16 protein-coding genes are annotated in these 15,479 nt (G+C 71.6%); 7 read left to right on the top strand and 9 right to left on the bottom strand.

Annotated features, from left to right (window positions below; translation table 11 throughout):
* The first annotated feature begins 157 nt into the window (after positions 1-157).
* Complete coding sequence (locus tag ACFWN2_RS12195; RefSeq protein ID WP_382426963.1) at positions 158-757, top strand: histidine phosphatase family protein; 600 nt, start codon at positions 158-160, stop codon at positions 755-757.
* Between the two features lie 158 nt (positions 758-915).
* On the opposite strand, the gene ACFWN2_RS12190 is transcribed toward ACFWN2_RS12195, so the two are convergent.
* The 3 genes from ACFWN2_RS12190 to ACFWN2_RS12180 are packed head-to-tail and all read right to left on the bottom strand — an operon-like array spanning position 916 to position 3,849.
* Entirely contained in the window at positions 916-1,932 is a 1,017-nt protein-coding gene (locus tag ACFWN2_RS12190) for a LacI family DNA-binding transcriptional regulator (RefSeq protein ID WP_382426962.1), read from the bottom strand.
* Between the two features lie 16 nt (positions 1,933-1,948).
* Positions 1,949-2,890, bottom strand: a complete 942-nt coding sequence (locus ACFWN2_RS12185) for an alpha/beta hydrolase (protein ID WP_382426961.1) — start codon at positions 2,888-2,890, stop codon at positions 1,949-1,951.
* The gene (locus ACFWN2_RS12180) at positions 2,887-3,849 is read right to left on the bottom strand and encodes an alpha/beta hydrolase (protein ID WP_382426960.1); all 963 of its coding nucleotides are present in this window, start codon (positions 3,847-3,849) and stop codon (positions 2,887-2,889) included. Before ACFWN2_RS12180 ends, ACFWN2_RS12185 begins: the two co-directional genes overlap by 4 nt.
* Before the next feature lie 144 nt (positions 3,850-3,993).
* Between ACFWN2_RS12180 and ACFWN2_RS12175 the strand changes: the two genes are divergently transcribed.
* Positions 3,994-5,082, top strand: a complete 1,089-nt coding sequence (locus ACFWN2_RS12175; RefSeq protein ID WP_382426959.1) for a hypothetical protein — start codon at positions 3,994-3,996, stop codon at positions 5,080-5,082.
* A gap of 11 nt (positions 5,083-5,093) precedes the next feature.
* The gene (locus tag ACFWN2_RS12170; RefSeq protein ID WP_382426958.1) at positions 5,094-5,423 is read left to right on the top strand and encodes a hypothetical protein; all 330 of its coding nucleotides are present in this window, start codon (positions 5,094-5,096) and stop codon (positions 5,421-5,423) included.
* On the opposite strand, the gene ACFWN2_RS12165 is transcribed toward ACFWN2_RS12170, so the two are convergent.
* The 4 genes from ACFWN2_RS12165 to ACFWN2_RS12150 all read right to left on the bottom strand — a co-directional run bounded on the left by ACFWN2_RS12165 (position 5,398) and on the right by ACFWN2_RS12150 (position 9,191).
* Positions 5,398-6,750: a PEP/pyruvate-binding domain-containing protein gene (locus ACFWN2_RS12165; RefSeq protein ID WP_382426957.1), complete on the bottom strand. Its 1,353-nt coding sequence runs from the start codon at positions 6,748-6,750 to the stop codon at positions 5,398-5,400. The two genes, ACFWN2_RS12170 and ACFWN2_RS12165, sit on opposite strands and share 26 nt — an antisense overlap.
* Complete coding sequence (locus ACFWN2_RS12160; protein ID WP_382426956.1) at positions 6,738-7,340, bottom strand: transcriptional regulator; 603 nt, start codon at positions 7,338-7,340, stop codon at positions 6,738-6,740. The genes ACFWN2_RS12165 and ACFWN2_RS12160 overlap by 13 nt, the downstream gene beginning before the upstream one ends.
* Positions 7,337-8,407: a TetR/AcrR family transcriptional regulator gene (locus tag ACFWN2_RS12155; protein WP_382426954.1), complete on the bottom strand. Its 1,071-nt coding sequence runs from the start codon at positions 8,405-8,407 to the stop codon at positions 7,337-7,339. Before ACFWN2_RS12155 ends, ACFWN2_RS12160 begins: the two co-directional genes overlap by 4 nt.
* Before the next feature lie 199 nt (positions 8,408-8,606).
* Positions 8,607-9,191 carry a TetR/AcrR family transcriptional regulator gene (locus ACFWN2_RS12150; protein ID WP_382426952.1) on the bottom strand — a complete coding sequence of 195 codons (585 nt, stop codon included), beginning with the start codon at positions 9,189-9,191 and terminating at the stop codon, positions 8,607-8,609.
* A 101-nt stretch (positions 9,192-9,292) separates the two neighbouring features.
* Here ACFWN2_RS12150 and ACFWN2_RS12145 point away from each other — a divergent pair, with 101 nt between their 5' ends.
* A complete protein-coding gene (locus ACFWN2_RS12145) occupies positions 9,293-10,321 on the top strand; it encodes an SDR family oxidoreductase (RefSeq protein WP_382426951.1) in 1,029 nt (342 codons plus the stop codon).
* A 3-nt stretch (positions 10,322-10,324) separates the two neighbouring features.
* Here the strand turns inward: ACFWN2_RS12145 and ACFWN2_RS12140 are convergent, their stop codons facing one another.
* Positions 10,325-10,798, bottom strand: a complete 474-nt coding sequence (locus ACFWN2_RS12140) for an Lrp/AsnC family transcriptional regulator (RefSeq protein WP_382426950.1) — start codon at positions 10,796-10,798, stop codon at positions 10,325-10,327.
* 112 nt (positions 10,799-10,910) lie between these two features.
* Here ACFWN2_RS12140 and ACFWN2_RS12135 point away from each other — a divergent pair, with 112 nt between their 5' ends.
* Positions 10,911-12,185, top strand: a complete 1,275-nt coding sequence (locus ACFWN2_RS12135) for an APC family permease (RefSeq protein WP_382426948.1) — start codon at positions 10,911-10,913, stop codon at positions 12,183-12,185.
* On the opposite strand, the gene ACFWN2_RS12130 is transcribed toward ACFWN2_RS12135, so the two are convergent.
* The gene (locus tag ACFWN2_RS12130; protein ID WP_382426946.1) at positions 12,082-12,750 is read right to left on the bottom strand and encodes a hypothetical protein; all 669 of its coding nucleotides are present in this window, start codon (positions 12,748-12,750) and stop codon (positions 12,082-12,084) included. The two genes, ACFWN2_RS12135 and ACFWN2_RS12130, sit on opposite strands and share 104 nt — an antisense overlap.
* A 140-nt stretch (positions 12,751-12,890) precedes the next feature.
* On the opposite strand from ACFWN2_RS12130, the gene ACFWN2_RS12125 reads away from it, so the two are divergent.
* Positions 12,891-14,852: a sensor histidine kinase gene (locus ACFWN2_RS12125; RefSeq protein ID WP_382426945.1), complete on the top strand. Its 1,962-nt coding sequence runs from the start codon at positions 12,891-12,893 to the stop codon at positions 14,850-14,852.
* Positions 14,840-15,472 carry a response regulator gene (locus ACFWN2_RS12120; RefSeq protein WP_382426944.1) on the top strand — a complete coding sequence of 211 codons (633 nt, stop codon included), beginning with the start codon at positions 14,840-14,842 and terminating at the stop codon, positions 15,470-15,472. Before ACFWN2_RS12125 ends, ACFWN2_RS12120 begins: the two co-directional genes overlap by 13 nt.
* Positions 15,473-15,479 lie beyond the last annotated feature (7 nt).

Genomic DNA, 15,479 nt, shown 5'->3' with positions numbered 1-15,479 from the left:
GCACCTGGAATTTCGTGTTGCGACAACCACAACTCAGTCATGGTCAAACGACTGTCCCCTCGCTGCATGACGAGTCGTCCGCAGTTCACCCGTCCGACGCAGCGCATTCGGTACACCTATGCTTTTCGGATGTTGATAACATCCCAATGTTGTCAACATGAGGAATGGTGAGATGACCCGGCACCTCTACGTGGCGCGTCACGGCGCGGCAGACCCGTTCGGCACGCTGACCCCAACGGGCGAGCGTCAGGCACACCTGCTCGGCGAACGGCTGGCCGGACTGCCGATCGACGTCGTGTGGCACTCACCCCTGCCCAGGGCCGCGCGCACCGCCGAGATCCTGGGCGAACACCTGCCGGGCGTCCTGGTCGACGAGGCGGCGGAACTCGTCGACCACGTCCCGCACGTCCCGGCCGATCCCCCGCCCGCGTGGGCCGGCTTCTTCGACGGCTACGACGCCGCCGAGGCAGCGGCCGGCGCCCGCCTGGCCGAGGCCCTGACCGACCGGTTCGCGCGGCCGGGAGGGGCGAAGTCCCACGAGGTGCTGGTCACGCACGCCTACCCGGTGGCCTGGCTGGTGCGCCACGCCCTGGGCGCGCCTGCGGACCGGTGGCTGTCGATGAGCTGCGGCAACACCGGGCTCACCGTGCTCCAGTTCCGGGAGGGCATGCCGCCGGATCTGTTGCTGTACAACGACATGGGCCACCTGCCGGAGGAGCTGCGGTGGACCGGGTTCGGGCCGGGCACGCGGCCGTAGGCCGGGCTTGCGGCCGCAAGCCGAGCGCGCGGCCGTAGCCCGGCCACAGGCCTGACGGCACCCGCGCCGACAACTCGCCACGCCCGCGCACACGCTGCGGGCCGACAACTTGCGCGCGCCCCCTGCGGCAAGACGGTTGCCCGCGCACACCCAGCGCGTCAGGCGCTCGTCCGCACCACCAGCTCCGCCGCCAGCTCCACGTGCTGGACGCTGCTCGACACACCCTGCACCTGGTCGATCAGCAACGCTCCCCCGACCCGTCCGGTCTCGAAGAACGGCTGCCGCACGGTCGTGATCCCCATCGCCTCGGCGACCGGCCCGTCGTCGTACCCGGCGACGGCGACGTCCGAGGGAACCCGGATCCCCGCCTCCTGGAACCCCGCGACCACCCCCGCGGCGATGTCGTCGAAGTGCGCGATCACCACGTCGGGCCGCTCCACCCACCCCGCGATCTCCTTGGCGGCCGCCCGTCCCCCGGCGATGTCGTGACTGGTGATCACGTGGCTGAGCGACTCCTCCGGCAGCCCGCCCCGCGCGAAGGCGCGCCGCAGACCCCGCAGCCGCAACTGTCCCGGTGAGACGAAGGCGTCGGACCGCTGTGCCTCGGACACGTAGACGAACCGCCGGTACCCCTGGCCGACGAGGTGTTGGCCGAGCACGAACCCGCCGTGCTCGTCGTCGACGTTCACGGTCGACAGCCCGCGCTGGAAGCTGTCGACCAGCACGGTCGGCAGGTTCCGCTGCACGAGCCGGTCGGCCATCTCGGGGTCCAGCGGCAGGCCGAGCACCAGCAGTCCGTCGAGCCGCCCGGTCGTCGGCAACGAGCTGAGCAACGGCGAACTCGCAGAGGCGGCGGACTCCTGGTCGTACACCACGACCTCGAACGCGGTGTCCCGCACCGCGCGCAGGACGCCGCAAAGCCTTTCGTGGTACGAGGTGTAGGACGAGAAGGGTGCCAGCACGCCGATCCGGCCCACGCCCTTGCGGGCCTGGCTGACGGCGGCCGCCTTCGGGGTGAAGCCGAGCTCGTCGATGACGGCCAGGACCTTCCGCAACGTCGCCGCGCCGACCCTGCCGGGCCGGTTCAGCACGTTCGACACCGTCGTGATCGACACACCCGCCCGCGACGCGACGTCGTAGATCGTCACGTGCCGGTCGGGCTCCCCGGTACTCATGCGGGTGATCGTGCCATCAGCCCGCGGCGACGCGGGTGAGCCACTCGTGAACGACACCGCGCCACACCCGTGCCGACTCCAGCAGGGCCGTGAACTGCGGCGACACGTGCACGTGCCCGGAGACGCACCGCAGTTCGGCCTTCACCCCGTGCTCGCCGAGGCGGCGTGCGTAGGCCTCGCCGTCGCCGCGCAGTTCGTCGTGCTCGGCGACCATCACCAGCGCCGGAGGCAGGCCGGTGAGGTCCGCGGCGAGCAACGGGGAGGCCAGTTCGTCCGACTCCTGGCCCGGTTCCGCCAGGTACAGCTCGCGGACCTCCCGCATCGCGGCGTCGCCCAGCGCCATGCCGTTGCCCGTGTCGACGAGGTGCCCGCCGGTCAGGTCGAGAGCCGGTACCTCAAGCAGTTGCGCCATCAGGCGTGGGCCTCGGGTGCGGGCGAGCAGCGTGACGGCGGCGGCGAGGTTGCCTCCGGCCGACGCACCGCCGATCACCACGCGGTCCGGGTCGATGCCGAGGCGCGCGTGTTCGGCGACGAGCCACGCCAGTGCCGCGTGGCAGTCCTCGACGGGGCCGGGGAAGCGGTGCTCGGGCGCGAGGCGGTACTCGACCGACGCCACCACGAAGCCGAGCGCGGACCGCTCCCTGCACAGGGCGTCCACGACGAACGACACCGCGGAGCCCTGCCAGAAGGAACCGCCGTGGAGGTAGACGTACAACGGCCGCGGCTCGCCCGAACCGGACGAGTACACCCGCACGTCGATCACGCCACCGGCGACCGGTACGGAGTGGTCGACGACCGACGCGACCTCCGGGCCGGGCTCGACCCCTTGCGCGCCGAGGTGATCCGTCACGCGGTTGATCCTGTCGCGCTGCTGGACGCGGCTCGCGGGCACGGGCAACGGCACCGCGGCCTCGGCAGCGGCCATCAGGGGCAGCAGGGTCTGCATAAGGTCGTTCACCGGTTCTCCTCTGGCGGAACGTCGTTCTTCCACTGGGCTGCGCGCAGCGCGGCACCCGCGTCGCGCTGCCATTCGGCCGCCGGAGCCCACGTCCTCGTGAGCATCGCCGAGCCGTGCAACGCACCGTCGTAGCGCCGCACGACCGCGGGAACCCCGGCCGCGAGCAACCTGCGGCCGTACTCCTCCCCCTCCGCACGCAGACCGTCGTACTGCGCCGTCATCACGTGCGCGGGCGGCAACCCGGTGAGGTCGGGCGCGAGCAGCGGTGACGCGAACGGTGAGAGCGCTTCGTCGGCCGCGTTCAGGTAGACCGCCACCGCTGCAGGAAGGTTCTCCAGACGGAGGTCCCGCAGGTCCGGGGTGTCGAGCTCCGCCAGGAACGTCGCGCAGGTCAGGTCCAGCGCCGGCACCTCCAGCAGCTGGAACACCAACGGCGGACCGTCCCACTCGTCCCGCGCCCGCAACGCCGTCGCGGCGGCGATGTTCGCCCCGGCCGAGGACCCGCCGATCGACACGCGGGCCGGGTCGATCCCCAGCTCGTCCGCGTTCTCGTGCACCCACGCCAGCGTCGCGAACGCGTCGTCGACCGGTGCGGGGAAACGGTGCTCGGGCGCCAGCCGGTACTCGATGGCGACGACGACGCAGTGGCTGTCCCGGCAGCGCGTCCGGTGGATCGCGTCGACCACGTCCTCGTCGATCGACCCCGTCCACCAGCCGCCTCCGTGCAGCGACAGGTGCACCGGCAACCGCCCTGCCGCCGGCCGGTAGACGCGCACGCGGACGTCGTCGTTCACCCGGTGGTCCGTGACGACCGGCAGCTCGGGACCGGGGGCGGCGTACCGCAGGAAGTTCAGGTCGATCAGCAGGCGCAGGAAGCGCCGCTGCTCGACGACGGAGAGGTCCGGCGGCAGCTCGGGCGCGCTGTCGAGAAAGGTCTGCACGGCGGCATCGAAGGGCACGAACTCCAATCTGCCTCGCCGGCCTCCCGCAGTCAAGCGTTTCACGTAAAGCACTTTACATGCCCGTCACCTGAGCGGACGGCGTAGCGCGGCTTGGCCCGTCGGCAGCTCGTACCGATCCAGGAGCGGTGGTGGACTTGTGTCGTGGCGGACGAATTCCGGATGGATTTCGACGGCGTGCGGCAGATGACCGCACAACTGCACCGCGCAGGGTCCGACGGCGAGAACGGTGCCAAGCACGTCGCCAAGTACGGCGACCTGAGCTGGGTGGAGCACGGCGTGCTCCTGGACACGGTGGCGGCCCGTCACCACGAGCGGATCTTCCAGATGATGAGCGGCGCGGCCAAGGAGCTCGCCCACCGGACCAGCCACGCGGCCAGAGCCGTCGACCAGACCGCCGACGCCTTCGGGAAGCTGGACGGCGAGCAGCAGCAGAAGTTCGACCGGTTGTTCCAGGAGATGAAGGGACCGCGCCCCAACTTCACGCGCCGGTACGGCGGGTCGAACGACGCTCCGTCGTTCACCGACCAGGGCGAGCCCTCGGACCTGTTGACCGACCCCGAACTGCACGCGACCACGCCGCTGTTCGAGTACGACTGGCGGCACGACCTGCTCAGCGTCAGCGCGGCGGTGCGGGGCGCCGCCGTGTGGATGGTGGGCAAGGACCCGTTCCAGGAGGCGTTCACGTGGCTCACCGGCGACTGGGCCGGGTTTCAGCGCTGCGCGATCGTCTGGGGCCAGATCGGCAGGGCGGCGGAGGGCATCGGGCGCAACATCGCCATCGCGGGCGCCGGGTCCGAGTGGGTCTGGGAGGGACGGTCCGGCAACGAGGCCAGGGAGTACCTGCTCGCCCTCGCCGACGCCGCGACGGACTTCGCGCCGGTGTGCCAGGAGGTCGCCAAGCGCTACCAGGACGCCGTGACCGCCGTGCGCAGCTTCAGCAAGGTGGTCACCACGGTGGTCGGAGAGATGGTGGACGCGGCCGTCGCGTTCGGTCTGACCAGCAAGGCCCTGACCCGCGCGGCGAACCCGGCGATCTTCGTGGCGCTGCTCGGGATCCTCTACTACTGGATCGACAAGTTCCGGCAGGCCTACGAGTACCTGTCGGGCAAGCAGTCCGAGGTCTCGAAGCTCTACGACGGGATCGCGGGGTGGCTCGCGACGGTCGACTACCGCCGGATCAGCCAGTTGCGGGTTCCCGCGATGCTGCTGTCGCCGGGGTCGCCGCTGTGACCCTTCCCCCGGTGGACGAGAAGCGCGTGCTGCAGTCGGTTCTCCGGCTGCTGTCAGGTGGCGGGCAGCGCGACCCGGCCGCGGAGATGGCGCGCGAGGTGCTGGCCGGACGGATGTCGTTGCGGGACGCGGGAAACAGCCTCGCCTACGGCGAGATGTTCACCCAGGCGATCTCGGACGGGGTCGCCACCGTGGAGTCGACGTCGCCCGAACAGCGCGCTGAGGCGGTGGGGGCACTGGCAGGGGCGGCGGCCGTGCTGGATCCGCCGCAGGCACGCCGGCCCGCTCCTGTCGAGGACGACTGGGACGAGTCGGTCACGTCCCCGTGGGACGACCGGTAGCACCCAGCACGGCCTGTGCGGCAGCGAGCCGCTCTGGTTCTTCGCGTTCGGAACGGTCCCCCGACACCTCGTCCGCCCACTCCAGCAGGCGGCGCAGGTGGTCGCCCGCTCCCGCCGTGACGACGGGTGGTGTGCCGAGGACGACGTCGCCGCTGGTCCCGTCGATGCTGATCGTCGTGCCCACCGCGATGGTGGTGCCGCCCAACGCTACGGAGTCCGTGCCCACCACGAGGCTGGCCACGCCCACGACGGCGGGTTTGCCCATCGAACGCGCCACGACCGCCGCGTGACTGGCCGGGCCGCCTCGCGCGGTGACGATTCCGGTGGCCGCCGCCAGGCCGCGGATGTCGTCCGGTGAGGTCTCCGGCCGCACCAGCACGACCGGGCCCTCGGCGGCGAGGCGCACGGCCTCGTCCGCCGTGACCGCGACCCTGCCCGCCGCCACTCCCGGGCAGACGCCCAGACCACGTCCGATGACGTCGACACCTGGGGTGATCCGCGGTGTGCGGACCTGGTGAAGGTGTTGGGGCGCAACGCGGAGGAGCGCTTCGGCCTTGGTGATCACGCCTTCGCCGGCGAGGTCGGTGGCCAGCCGGACGGCGGCGGCACCGGTGAACCTCCCCGGCCGCACCTGCAGCAGCCACAGCCTGCCCGACTCGAACGTGAACTCGACGTAGCAGGCGTCGCGGTAGTGCTGCTCCAGGCGGTGCAGCGCGTCGAGAAGATCTTGCCGCACACCAGGTTCGGCGGCGAGCTCGTGCAGCGGCCTGGTCAGCGAACGGCCGGACACCACGTCGTCGCCCTGGTGTCCGAAGAGGACTTCGCCGAACGGCACGTTCTCGCCGGTGTTCGGATCGCGGCTGAACGCCACGCCGGAGCCGCTGCGGCCGTCGCGGTCGCCGAACACCATCCGCTGCACGACGACGGCCGTGCCCAGGTCGTGCGGGATGCCGTGCAACGTGCGGTAGGTGCGGGCGCGAGGCGTGTTCCACGACGAGAACACCGACTTCAGCGCGTCCGCCAGAGCTTCCGGCGTGGGGCGGAGGTTGAGGATCGTGTCCATCATGCCGGGCATCGAGACGGCCGCCCCGGACCGCACCGAGACCATGGACGCGCCCAGGGAGCCGACGGCGGCGACGAGTTCGTCGACAAGGCCGTCGGGCAGCTCGCCGTCGCGGAGGAACGCCCGGCACGCCTCGGTGGTGACGACGACCCCGGCGGGCACCGGCAGACCGAGCCGGTGCAGCAGCACGAGCCCGTGAGCCTTGCCTCCCAGCACTTCCGGCGGTTCGGACAGCTCGGCGGAGAGGTGCCTCACCGACCCCATCGCGCGATCCCCAGCGTCGCGAGCAGATCTTCGTGCAGCTCGGCCCAGATCGTGTGGAACGAGTCCATGCTGTCGGCCAGGCACGCCAGCTCCCCCGCCCGCGCACGGGCGAGGGCGGACGTCAGACGCGGTTCATATCGAGCGAACCGCGGCACGACCGCCGCCAGCGCCGCGATGACGACGACAGCGCGCTCATGCAGGTCGACGAACAACCCTAGGACGCGGGCGTCGTAGGCGGTGTCGCTGTGGTCGTTGACGGTCGTGACGCCGTCGACGGACCGCATCTGCCACGCCGTGCAGAGGTCGAGCAGTTCCGGGTTGAGCACGAGGAACTCGTCGAACGTCTCGGCCAGCGCGGGACGACCACCGGCCGACTCCAGCTCCGCCTTGGTCCCGGCCGCGTCGGTCTCGCGGCCCGACTCGGTCAGCGACCAGCCGCCGAAACCCCTGTCGTGCGTGACGAGACCGGCCACCGCCAGGTCGATCAGCTCGGACTCGACCTCGGACTCCGCCAGCCCGGTGAACGAGGCCACGCGAGTGAGTCCGGTGCTGCCGACGCATCGCAAAGCGTGCAGTACCAACAGGTTCACGACGTCGCCTCCCGCCGGCGCGCTCCGGCGGCGTGGCCGGCGCCGCGTCCGTGGGCACGGGCGACGATCACCCCGTCGCGCACGCTGACCGCGGACTCGGTCTCGTCGCCGATGTCGGTGACTCCGAGCGCGGACGCAACCAGCTCGCCGTCGTCGAGCACCACCCGAACGTGCTGCCAGGCCTCGGCCGCGAACACCTTCCGCAGACAGCCGACGGCATCGGCCACCCGGAGCCGGACGAGGCGACCGATCTCCTCCCGGTCGCCCGACACGACGACCACCACGACCTGCTCGCCGGGCCGCGCGGCACGTACGGCCTCCTCGGCCGCGCCGAGACGGTTCGCGCCCAGCACGACCACCAGCCCGTTCGCGAGGTCGACCGGCTCACCGCTGATCCGGTCGACGAGCCCTCGGGGCGCGGTCCACGCGTCCGCACAGACCAGAGCCGGCGCGACGTACGGCAGGTGCGGCGGAGCCCAGACGTCCCCGAGGTCGATCCCGGCCAGGTGCCTGCACGCGTGCGCCACGTCGAACGGATCACCGAACCCCGGCGCCGTCTCAGCCCGGTGCCCGGCGCCGTCCAGCACGGTCAGCACCAACTCGGCCACCCGCACCCGCCGCACCGGCGCGCCCCCTTCGAGCGCGATGGCCAGCAACAACGCCTCCAGCCGAGCGACCTGCGCCAGCACCGCGGGCCCGTGCCCGTCCTCGAACACCCCGTCCAACGACCTGAGCTGCAACCGCCCGCCCGGCGCCGAGTCACCGACCAGCGGCAACCGTTCGAGCCACACCCGCGCGAACACCCCGAGCGCGTCGGCCGGGGAGTCCGGCGACACCGTCGCCTCCTCCTGCGCGGCCTTCTCGACCAGGTCGATCAAGACCGCCAGGTACAGCGCCCGCTTGCTCGGGAAGTTCGAGTACACCGCGCCGCGCGTCAACTCCGCGCGCTCGGCGATCCGATCGACCTTGGCCGGCACGAACCCGTGCTCGGCGAACTCCTCCCGCGCCGCCGCCAGCACCGCGGCACGCGTCCGCGCCTGCTGCTGCACCCTCGTCAGCCGCACCATCGCCACTCCCGCTCACGCCTGGGATGTTCTCGCCATTCAGATTACCTCAACATCTGAATGGCGGTGGCGAGCGGGTATGCGCATGGACCGGGCGGGAGCACAGCAAGCGCGGCTGAGACAGAGAGCGTGGCAAGGACGACACCCAGAGGGGCCAGAGTCAGGCCGGACCGGATTCGGTGCGCACACCGAACCCCTCAGGTCACAGCGGCTTCGGCGCGTTCTCCAGCCCCGAGAACACAGCGGCGATCAACCGCCGCCCCTGCGCCACCCCCGCCTCACTGTTCGGCACGCGCCACAAGAAGCTCATCAGCATGATGATGTCCGCCGGGTCGTGCCCCGCAGCAACGGTCCCCTCGGCCACACAGGCGTCGACCAGCTTCGTCACCGCCTCCGTCGCCGACCCCCAGGACGCGCGGACCATCTCCTGGGCCGCCTCGCTGTGCAGCGCGTCGCCGAGTCCGTGCTTGAGCCGGATGTAGGCCGACAGCATCTCGAACCACTCCACGAACGCCACCCTGGCCGAGGTGTTGCGGGCCAGCACCTCGTCGGCGGCGGTGGTCATGCGTTCGATGTCGTGCTGGTACGCGCCGAGGATCAGGTCCTCGCGGGTCGGGAAGTGCCGGTAGAGCGTTGCCGGCCCGACGCCCGCGCGTTTGGCGACCTCGCTCAGCGTCACGAGCGGGTTCTCCGCGAACAGCTCGTGCGCGGCCTCGATGATCGCGACGCGGTTGCGCGCGGCGGCCTTGCGCTGCGGCCCGTACGTGCCCGGCGTCTGGTCGTTCATGCCGTCGATGATGCCCTGCCTTTGACATGCGGACAATCCTCCGCTAGTTTCGGCATCACTTGCGGAGGATCCTCCGCAAGTACCCCAAAGAGGAGGCAGAGATGGCGAACGTGCTGGTCACGGGCGGCACCGGGTTCATCGGCAGCTGGTGCGCGAGGGCGTTGCTGGAGGCCGGGCACGACGTGCGCACCACGGTCCGCGACCTGAAACGGGAACCGGAGCTGCGAGCGCTGCTGCACGCCTCGACCGACTTCGAGGACGAGCGGCTGACCGTCGTGCGGGCCGACCTCGGCAGCGACGACGGGTGGGCGGAGGCGGTCGCGGGCTGTGACTTCGTGCTGCACGTCGCCTCACCGACGCTGCGCACCGCGCCGGTGAGCGAGGACGCGATGGTCTCCGCCGCTCGCGACGGCGTGCTGCGGGTGTTGCAGGCGTCGCGGGACGCCTGTGTGAAGCGGGTCGTGCTCACGAGTGCGTTGGGCGCCATCGCCTACGGGCACCCGCGCCGGTCCACGCCGTTCACCGAGGAGGACTGGACGAACGTGGACGGCGACATCGCGCCGTACCAGCGGTCGAAGACGCTGGCCGAGCGCGCGGCCTGGGAGTTCGTCCGGAACGAGGGCGACGGGCTGGAGCTGGCCGCGGTGCACCCGGCCGCGGTCATCGGGCCGGTGCTGGGGCCGGACGACCCGCCCTCGCTGCGCACGATCCGCGGCATGCTCGACGGCAGCCTGCCCGCCTGTCCCCCGTTCGGCACGGGCTGGGTCGACGTGCGGGACGTCGCGGACCTGCACCTGCGCGCCATGACCGACCCCGCCGCGGCCGGTGAGCGCTTCCTGGCCACCGCCGGGCCGAGTCTGCGGATGGTCGAGGTCGCCCGGATCCTGCGGGCACGGCTCGGCGAACGCGCCGCCAAGGCACCCACGAGGGAGATCCCGCTGGCGGTCGCCCGCGCGATGGCGCTGGTCAACCCGCAGATGCGCTCGTTGCGGCCGCAGCTCGGTCAGGACTTCAACGCGACCAGCGCCAAGGCCGAGCGCGTGCTGGGATGGCGGCCGCGTCCGGTCGCGGACAGCATCGCCGAGACGGCCGAGAGTCTCCTCGCGCACAACGTCGTCGGCGCGCGGTGAGGCTCATTTCAGCTGGTCGACCGGCAACGGGCCGCGCGAGCGCATCGTCCGGATGGCGAACGAGCTGCGCACGTCGACCACCGCCGGGATGGCGAGAACGTGCTTCAGCAGCAACGGCTCGTAGGACGGCAGGTCCGGCAGCACGCCCTCGGCGAAGAAGTCGGCGGAACCCGTCACCAGGTGGCACGCCACCACGGCCGGGATCCCGAGCAGCGTCTCCTCCACCTCGCGGGCGGTCTCCGCGGAATGGTTGTTGACCTTGAGCTCCAGGAAGACCGTGAGCCCCAGACCTGCCTTCGCGGGATCCAGCTCGGCCCGGTAGCCCGCGATGATCCCCGCGTTCTCCAGCGCCCGTACCCGGCGCAGGCACGCGGAGGGCGAGAGACGCACCGCCTCGGCGAGCTCGTTGTTGGGCACCCGGCCGTCGATCTGGAGCCGGCGCAGGATCGCCCGGTCGACCGCGTCGAACCTGTCCATGCGCACAGTATTCGATCAAACACGCGATCAGCGCAATCAGGTTGCGTCAGTCAACGGTAACGCGCTTCATCTTCGCAGCGGCTGTCCAGACAAGCGCTTCAGAATTCCGAGCATGTCCTCACCACTCACCGTGTCGCGCGGATCGCCGATGTACGTCGGTGCCCTGCTGGGTCCCGGTCTGCTGATGCTGCCCGGCCTGACCGCGGCCGTCGCCGGTCCGGCGTCCGTCCTGACCTGGACCGCCCTGCTCGTGCTGTCCGGCCTGCTCGGTTGGGTCTTCGCCGCACTCGGCATCCACCTGCCGTCCGCGAACGGCGTGCAGGGGTACGTCGCGCTCGGTCTCGGCCGCACGGCGTCCACCGCGACGTCGTGGACGTTCCTCGCCGGGATCGTGGCCGGGACGCCGATCGTCTGCCTGATCGGCGGCAGCTACGTGGCGGACCTCGCCGGCGCCGCTCGAGGGACGGCCTGCCTGATCGCCACCGGGATCGTGCTGGCCGTCCTCGCGATCACGTCGCGGGGCCTGCGCACGTCGTCGACCGTCCAGTTCGGACTCGTGCTGCTGCTTCTCGCGGTCGTGGCCGTCAGCGTCGTGGGCGGGGCGTTCGCGGCACGCGCCGAGCACTGGACGCCGTTCGCCCCGCACGGCTGGGCCGCCGTCGGAACGGCCGCCGCTCCGCTCATGCTGTCGTTCGTCGGCTGGGAGGCGGCCGCACCGCTGACCGCGAGACTCACGAACCCGCGTCGCCAGTTGCCGCGCATCGTCGCGATCACGCTGGCCGTCACCAGCCTGCTGTACCTGTCGCTCGCCGCCGTGACCATCGGGGCGCTGGGTCCGGACGCCGGAGGCTCGACCCCCGTCGCGAAGCTGCTGGTGCTCGCCGTCGGCCCGGCCGGAGTGGTGCTGGCGTCGGTGTCGGCGGTCGTCCTCACCATCGGGACCGTCAACGCCTACCTCTCCGGCGCGGCCACCCTGGCGCGGTCCCTCACCTCACACGACCAGACTTCGGACACCCCGCCACGGCCGTTGAACGTCGCGATCCTGGTGTCCGGTGCGGTCCTGTTCAGCCTGCTCGGGACCGGAGTGCTGGAGCTGGAGTCGCTGGTGGCAGTGCCGAGCGCGATGTTCCTGGTGGTGTACCTGGGATGCACGGCCGCCGCGTGGAGACTGTTGTCCGGCGGGGTGCGGGTCGCCGCGGCGGTCGCGTTCGTCATCGTGCTCGTGATCCTGGTGTTCACCGCGACGGCGGCGATCCCCGCCGTCGCGGTGGCCCTCGTCGCTCTCAGCTGGTCCGCCAGGCGTGGTAACCGAGACCGATCGCGCCCACTGCCATGGGGACGCTCGTCAGCAGACCGGCGAGTCCGTTGCCCGGAACCACGAACGTGATCACGATGAACAGCAGGAGCACCGGCACCCACTTCGGGACCGCGCGCGAACGGAACAGCCCCACGCACTGCAGCACGGTTCCCAGCAGCACCAGCACGGCGCCGGGGATCATGAACGCGAACAGGTGCGCGGACTCGTTCGCCGCCCGGACGACCGACTCCCCCGCCGCCACACCGACCGAGGGGTCCGTCGGGAAGAAGTACGCGGCCGCCCAGCCCGCGACGGCGGCACCCTGCAACCCACCGCCGATCCACATGAGCGCACCACCCCAGGTCGCCCACGCGCTGCCGCGGTGCCGGACGAGGACCATCGTCGCCAGCGCCTGCAACGGGATGTTGAGCACCTGCATGGCCGCGAGACCGGTGAGCAGCATCCACCACAGGTCTCGGACGGGCGCGATGTCGGCGTAGGAGTAGGTCTCGCCGCCGCCCGCCGGTTCCGGCCAGAGCAGTCCTCCCGCGACGGCGGCGACGGACGTGACGCCGAGGACGAACGCGAGGACGGCGAGACGGCTGCGGGTGGAGGTCGCGGCGGTGCCGGGTGCCGCGCTGATGTCGACGGACATGGTCTCGGTCCTTTCGGAGGGTGCGGGGACGGGCTCCATGCAACCGCCGCGCGCAGGCCGGCCACATCGGTGCCGCCCCCGGACGCGTTCTCCGTGCTGACACGGAGGCCGGCCGGCCGCACCGGCCTTACCCTGAGCCGATGAGGTGGCCGCGACCGGCAGCGCTGGGTCTTCTGGGCGTCTCCGTCGTGCTGGCGGCGGGCGGCGCCTGGCTGCTGTTCCGCGTGCCGGAGCAGCCTGTCGCGTTCGCCGGTTTCGCACTCCTCGGGCTCGCCATGGCCGCGCTCGGCGTGACGATCGAGCTCCGGGTGCGGGCGAACCCCGTCGGCCCGCTCCTCGCCTGGGTCGGTGCGATCGTGGTCTTCCTGGCCGCGCGCGACGTCTACTACCGCACCTGGCTCGCCGACCCCGCCTCCGTGCCGCTCGACGCCCGCGTGGTGGCGCTGCTCAACGAGAGCGGCTGGTGGCTCCTCGCCGCCGTGGCGTTGCTGCTGCTCCACTTCCCGAACGGCGCGCTGCCCAGCCGGAGGTGGCGGGTGCTGCGAGCACTGATCATCGTGCTCGCCCTGGCCCAGCAGGGATTCGGTGCCAGGCCGAGGGAACCGTTCACCGAACCGATGGACGGGCTCGCGCACCCCTGGGGACCGCCGTCCGACCTGGCCCACGTGCTGAGCTACGTGGTGAACATCGGCCTGCTGCTGACGTTGCTCGCGGCCGGTGCCTCGCTCGTGGCGCGGTTCCGCCGATCCTCCGGGGTCGAGAGGGCACAGCTGAAGTGGCTCGCGTTCGCCGGTTTGGCCGTGACGTCGTACCCGGTGGTGTGTCTCGCCGAGATCGTCGTGACCGGCCGAAGTGGTGTCGTGGCAACGGTCTTCGGCGTGGTGACGATCGTGGCGCTGTTCTGCTCGGTCGGTGTCGCCATGTTGCGCCACGACCTGTACGACGTCGACCGCGTGCTGGCCGACACGATCAGCTACACAATCGTCCTGCTGGTCCTGATCGGCGCGTACGCGGTGTCGGCCTTGACCCTCGGCGTCGTCGCGGGCCGGGACTCCCCCGTCGCTGCGGCCGGTGCCACGGCGGTCTGCGCCGTGCTGCTCACCCCGCTCCGCCGTCGACTGCACCGTGCCGTGGACCGGAGGCTCTTCCCCCGGACGCGCGCCGCGCTCCTCGCCGTCGAAGACCTGCAACACCGCGTGCACACCCAGGCCGCACAACCGGAAGAGCTCGAAGCGACGCTGCGCGCGGCCCTCAAGGACCCGACGCTCCGGGTCGGGCTGCTCATCCCGACGTCCTCGGGCTTCGTCGACGCCAGGGGCGTGCCGGTGGCCGACAGCGGACTGGTCCCGATCACCCTCGGCGGCACGCAGATCGGTGTGCTCGCGGCGTCCGGTACCACCCCGTCGGTGCTGAAGATCGTCGCAGGTGCCGCTGCCAGCCTGGTCGAGGTGGCGCGTCTGCGCGGCGAACTCGCGCACGCCCTGCGCGAGGTTGAGGCCAGCCGCACGCGGATCATCCAGGCAGGGGACGCCGAACGGCACCGGCTCGAACGCGACCTGCACGACGGCGCCCAGCAACGGCTGGTGTCATTGGGCATGGCGATGCGGCTCGCCCAGCGGCAGCTGCCGTCCCAGGACCTCGACGTGCACGCACTGCTCGACCAGGGCGTCGCCGAACTGGCCACCGCGATCGCCGAGCTCAGGCAGATCGCGCACGGACTGCGCCCCACCAGCCTCGACGACGGCCTGCACTCCGCACTCGCCGCCCTCACGCACAAGCTGCCGGTACCGGTGCGGCTGGAGATCATGCCCGAGCCGCTGGCCGACGACATCGCGATCACCGCCTACTACGTCGCCGCCGAGGCCATCACGAACGCCGCCAAGCACGCGCACGCCAGCGCCATCACCGTCCGCGTCACGCAGCAGGCCGACGAGGTCAACGTGTGGGTGAAGGACGACGGGTGCGGGGGCGCCGACCCGAGGAGCGGTTCCGGCCTGGCGGGACTGGCGGACCGCGTGGCGGCGCTGGGCGGATCGCTGCGACTGCACAGCCGGCCGGGTGCCGGCACGACGATCCAGGCGGTGCTGCCGTGCGCATCGTGATCGGTGAGGACTCGACGCTGTTCCGGGAGGGCCTCGCGAGCCTGCTCTCCCACGCGGGCCACGAGGTGGTGGGCCGGGCGGCGGACGCCGAGACGCTGGTGAGCGTGGTGGCGGAGCACGAACCCGATCTGGCCATCGTGGACGTCCGGATGCCGCCCGACCTGACCGACGACGGTGCGCGAGCCGCTCGCAGGATCCGCAAGTCGCAGCCCGGCGTCGCGATCCTGCTGCTCTCCCAGCACATCGAGACGCGGCACTCCGTCGACCTCGTCAGCCAGGGCGCGTTCGGGTACCTGCTCAAGGACCGCGTGCTGGAGGTCGACGACTTCCTGGAGTCGATCACCCGCGTCGCCGCGGGCGGGTCCGCCCTCGACCCCGAGGTGGTGGGCCGGCTGCTCGGACGGCCCACCACCGGGGCGCTCACCCCGCGCGAACGCGAGGTGCTCGGTCTGATGGCCGAGGGCTGCACGAACGTGGCCATCGCGCGGCGGCTCTGGCTCACCGAACGCACCGTGGAAACCCACGTCGGCAGCATCATGGCCAAGCTGGGTCTGGCGGCGAACGTGGAGGAGCACCGCCGGGTGCTGGCCGTCCTGACCTACCTGGCCGAGTACGGCTGATGCTCCT

The sequence above is a fragment of the Lentzea sp. NPDC058436 genome, from assembly GCF_042721515.1.
Classification (GTDB): Bacteria; Actinomycetota; Actinomycetes; order Mycobacteriales; family Pseudonocardiaceae; genus Lentzea.
The sequence above is the reverse complement of the archived record's forward strand: the minus strand, read 5'-3'. Positions and strand labels throughout refer to the sequence as shown.

Bases quoted from the DNA above. Each gene is read 5' to 3' on its own strand.
- ACFWN2_RS12195 (WP_382426963.1), top strand. From the start codon at position 158: ATGAGGAATGGTGAGATGACCCGGCACCTCTACGTGGCGCGTCACGGC.
- ACFWN2_RS12190 (WP_382426962.1), bottom strand. From the start codon at position 1,932: ATGAGTACCGGGGAGCCCGACCGGCACGTGACGATCTACGACGTCGCG.
- ACFWN2_RS12165 (WP_382426957.1), bottom strand. From the start codon at position 6,750: ATGGGGTCGGTGAGGCACCTCTCCGCCGAGCTGTCCGAACCGCCGGAA.
- ACFWN2_RS12155 (WP_382426954.1), bottom strand. From the start codon at position 8,407: ATGGTGCGGCTGACGAGGGTGCAGCAGCAGGCGCGGACGCGTGCCGCG.
- ACFWN2_RS12150 (WP_382426952.1), bottom strand. From the start codon at position 9,191: ATGAACGACCAGACGCCGGGCACGTACGGGCCGCAGCGCAAGGCCGCC.
- ACFWN2_RS12145 (WP_382426951.1), top strand. From the start codon at position 9,293: ATGGCGAACGTGCTGGTCACGGGCGGCACCGGGTTCATCGGCAGCTGG.
- ACFWN2_RS12140 (WP_382426950.1), bottom strand. From the start codon at position 10,798: ATGGACAGGTTCGACGCGGTCGACCGGGCGATCCTGCGCCGGCTCCAG.
- ACFWN2_RS12135 (WP_382426948.1), top strand. From the start codon at position 10,911: ATGTCCTCACCACTCACCGTGTCGCGCGGATCGCCGATGTACGTCGGT.
- ACFWN2_RS12130 (WP_382426946.1), bottom strand. From the start codon at position 12,750: ATGTCCGTCGACATCAGCGCGGCACCCGGCACCGCCGCGACCTCCACC.
- ACFWN2_RS12125 (WP_382426945.1), top strand. From the start codon at position 12,891: ATGAGGTGGCCGCGACCGGCAGCGCTGGGTCTTCTGGGCGTCTCCGTC.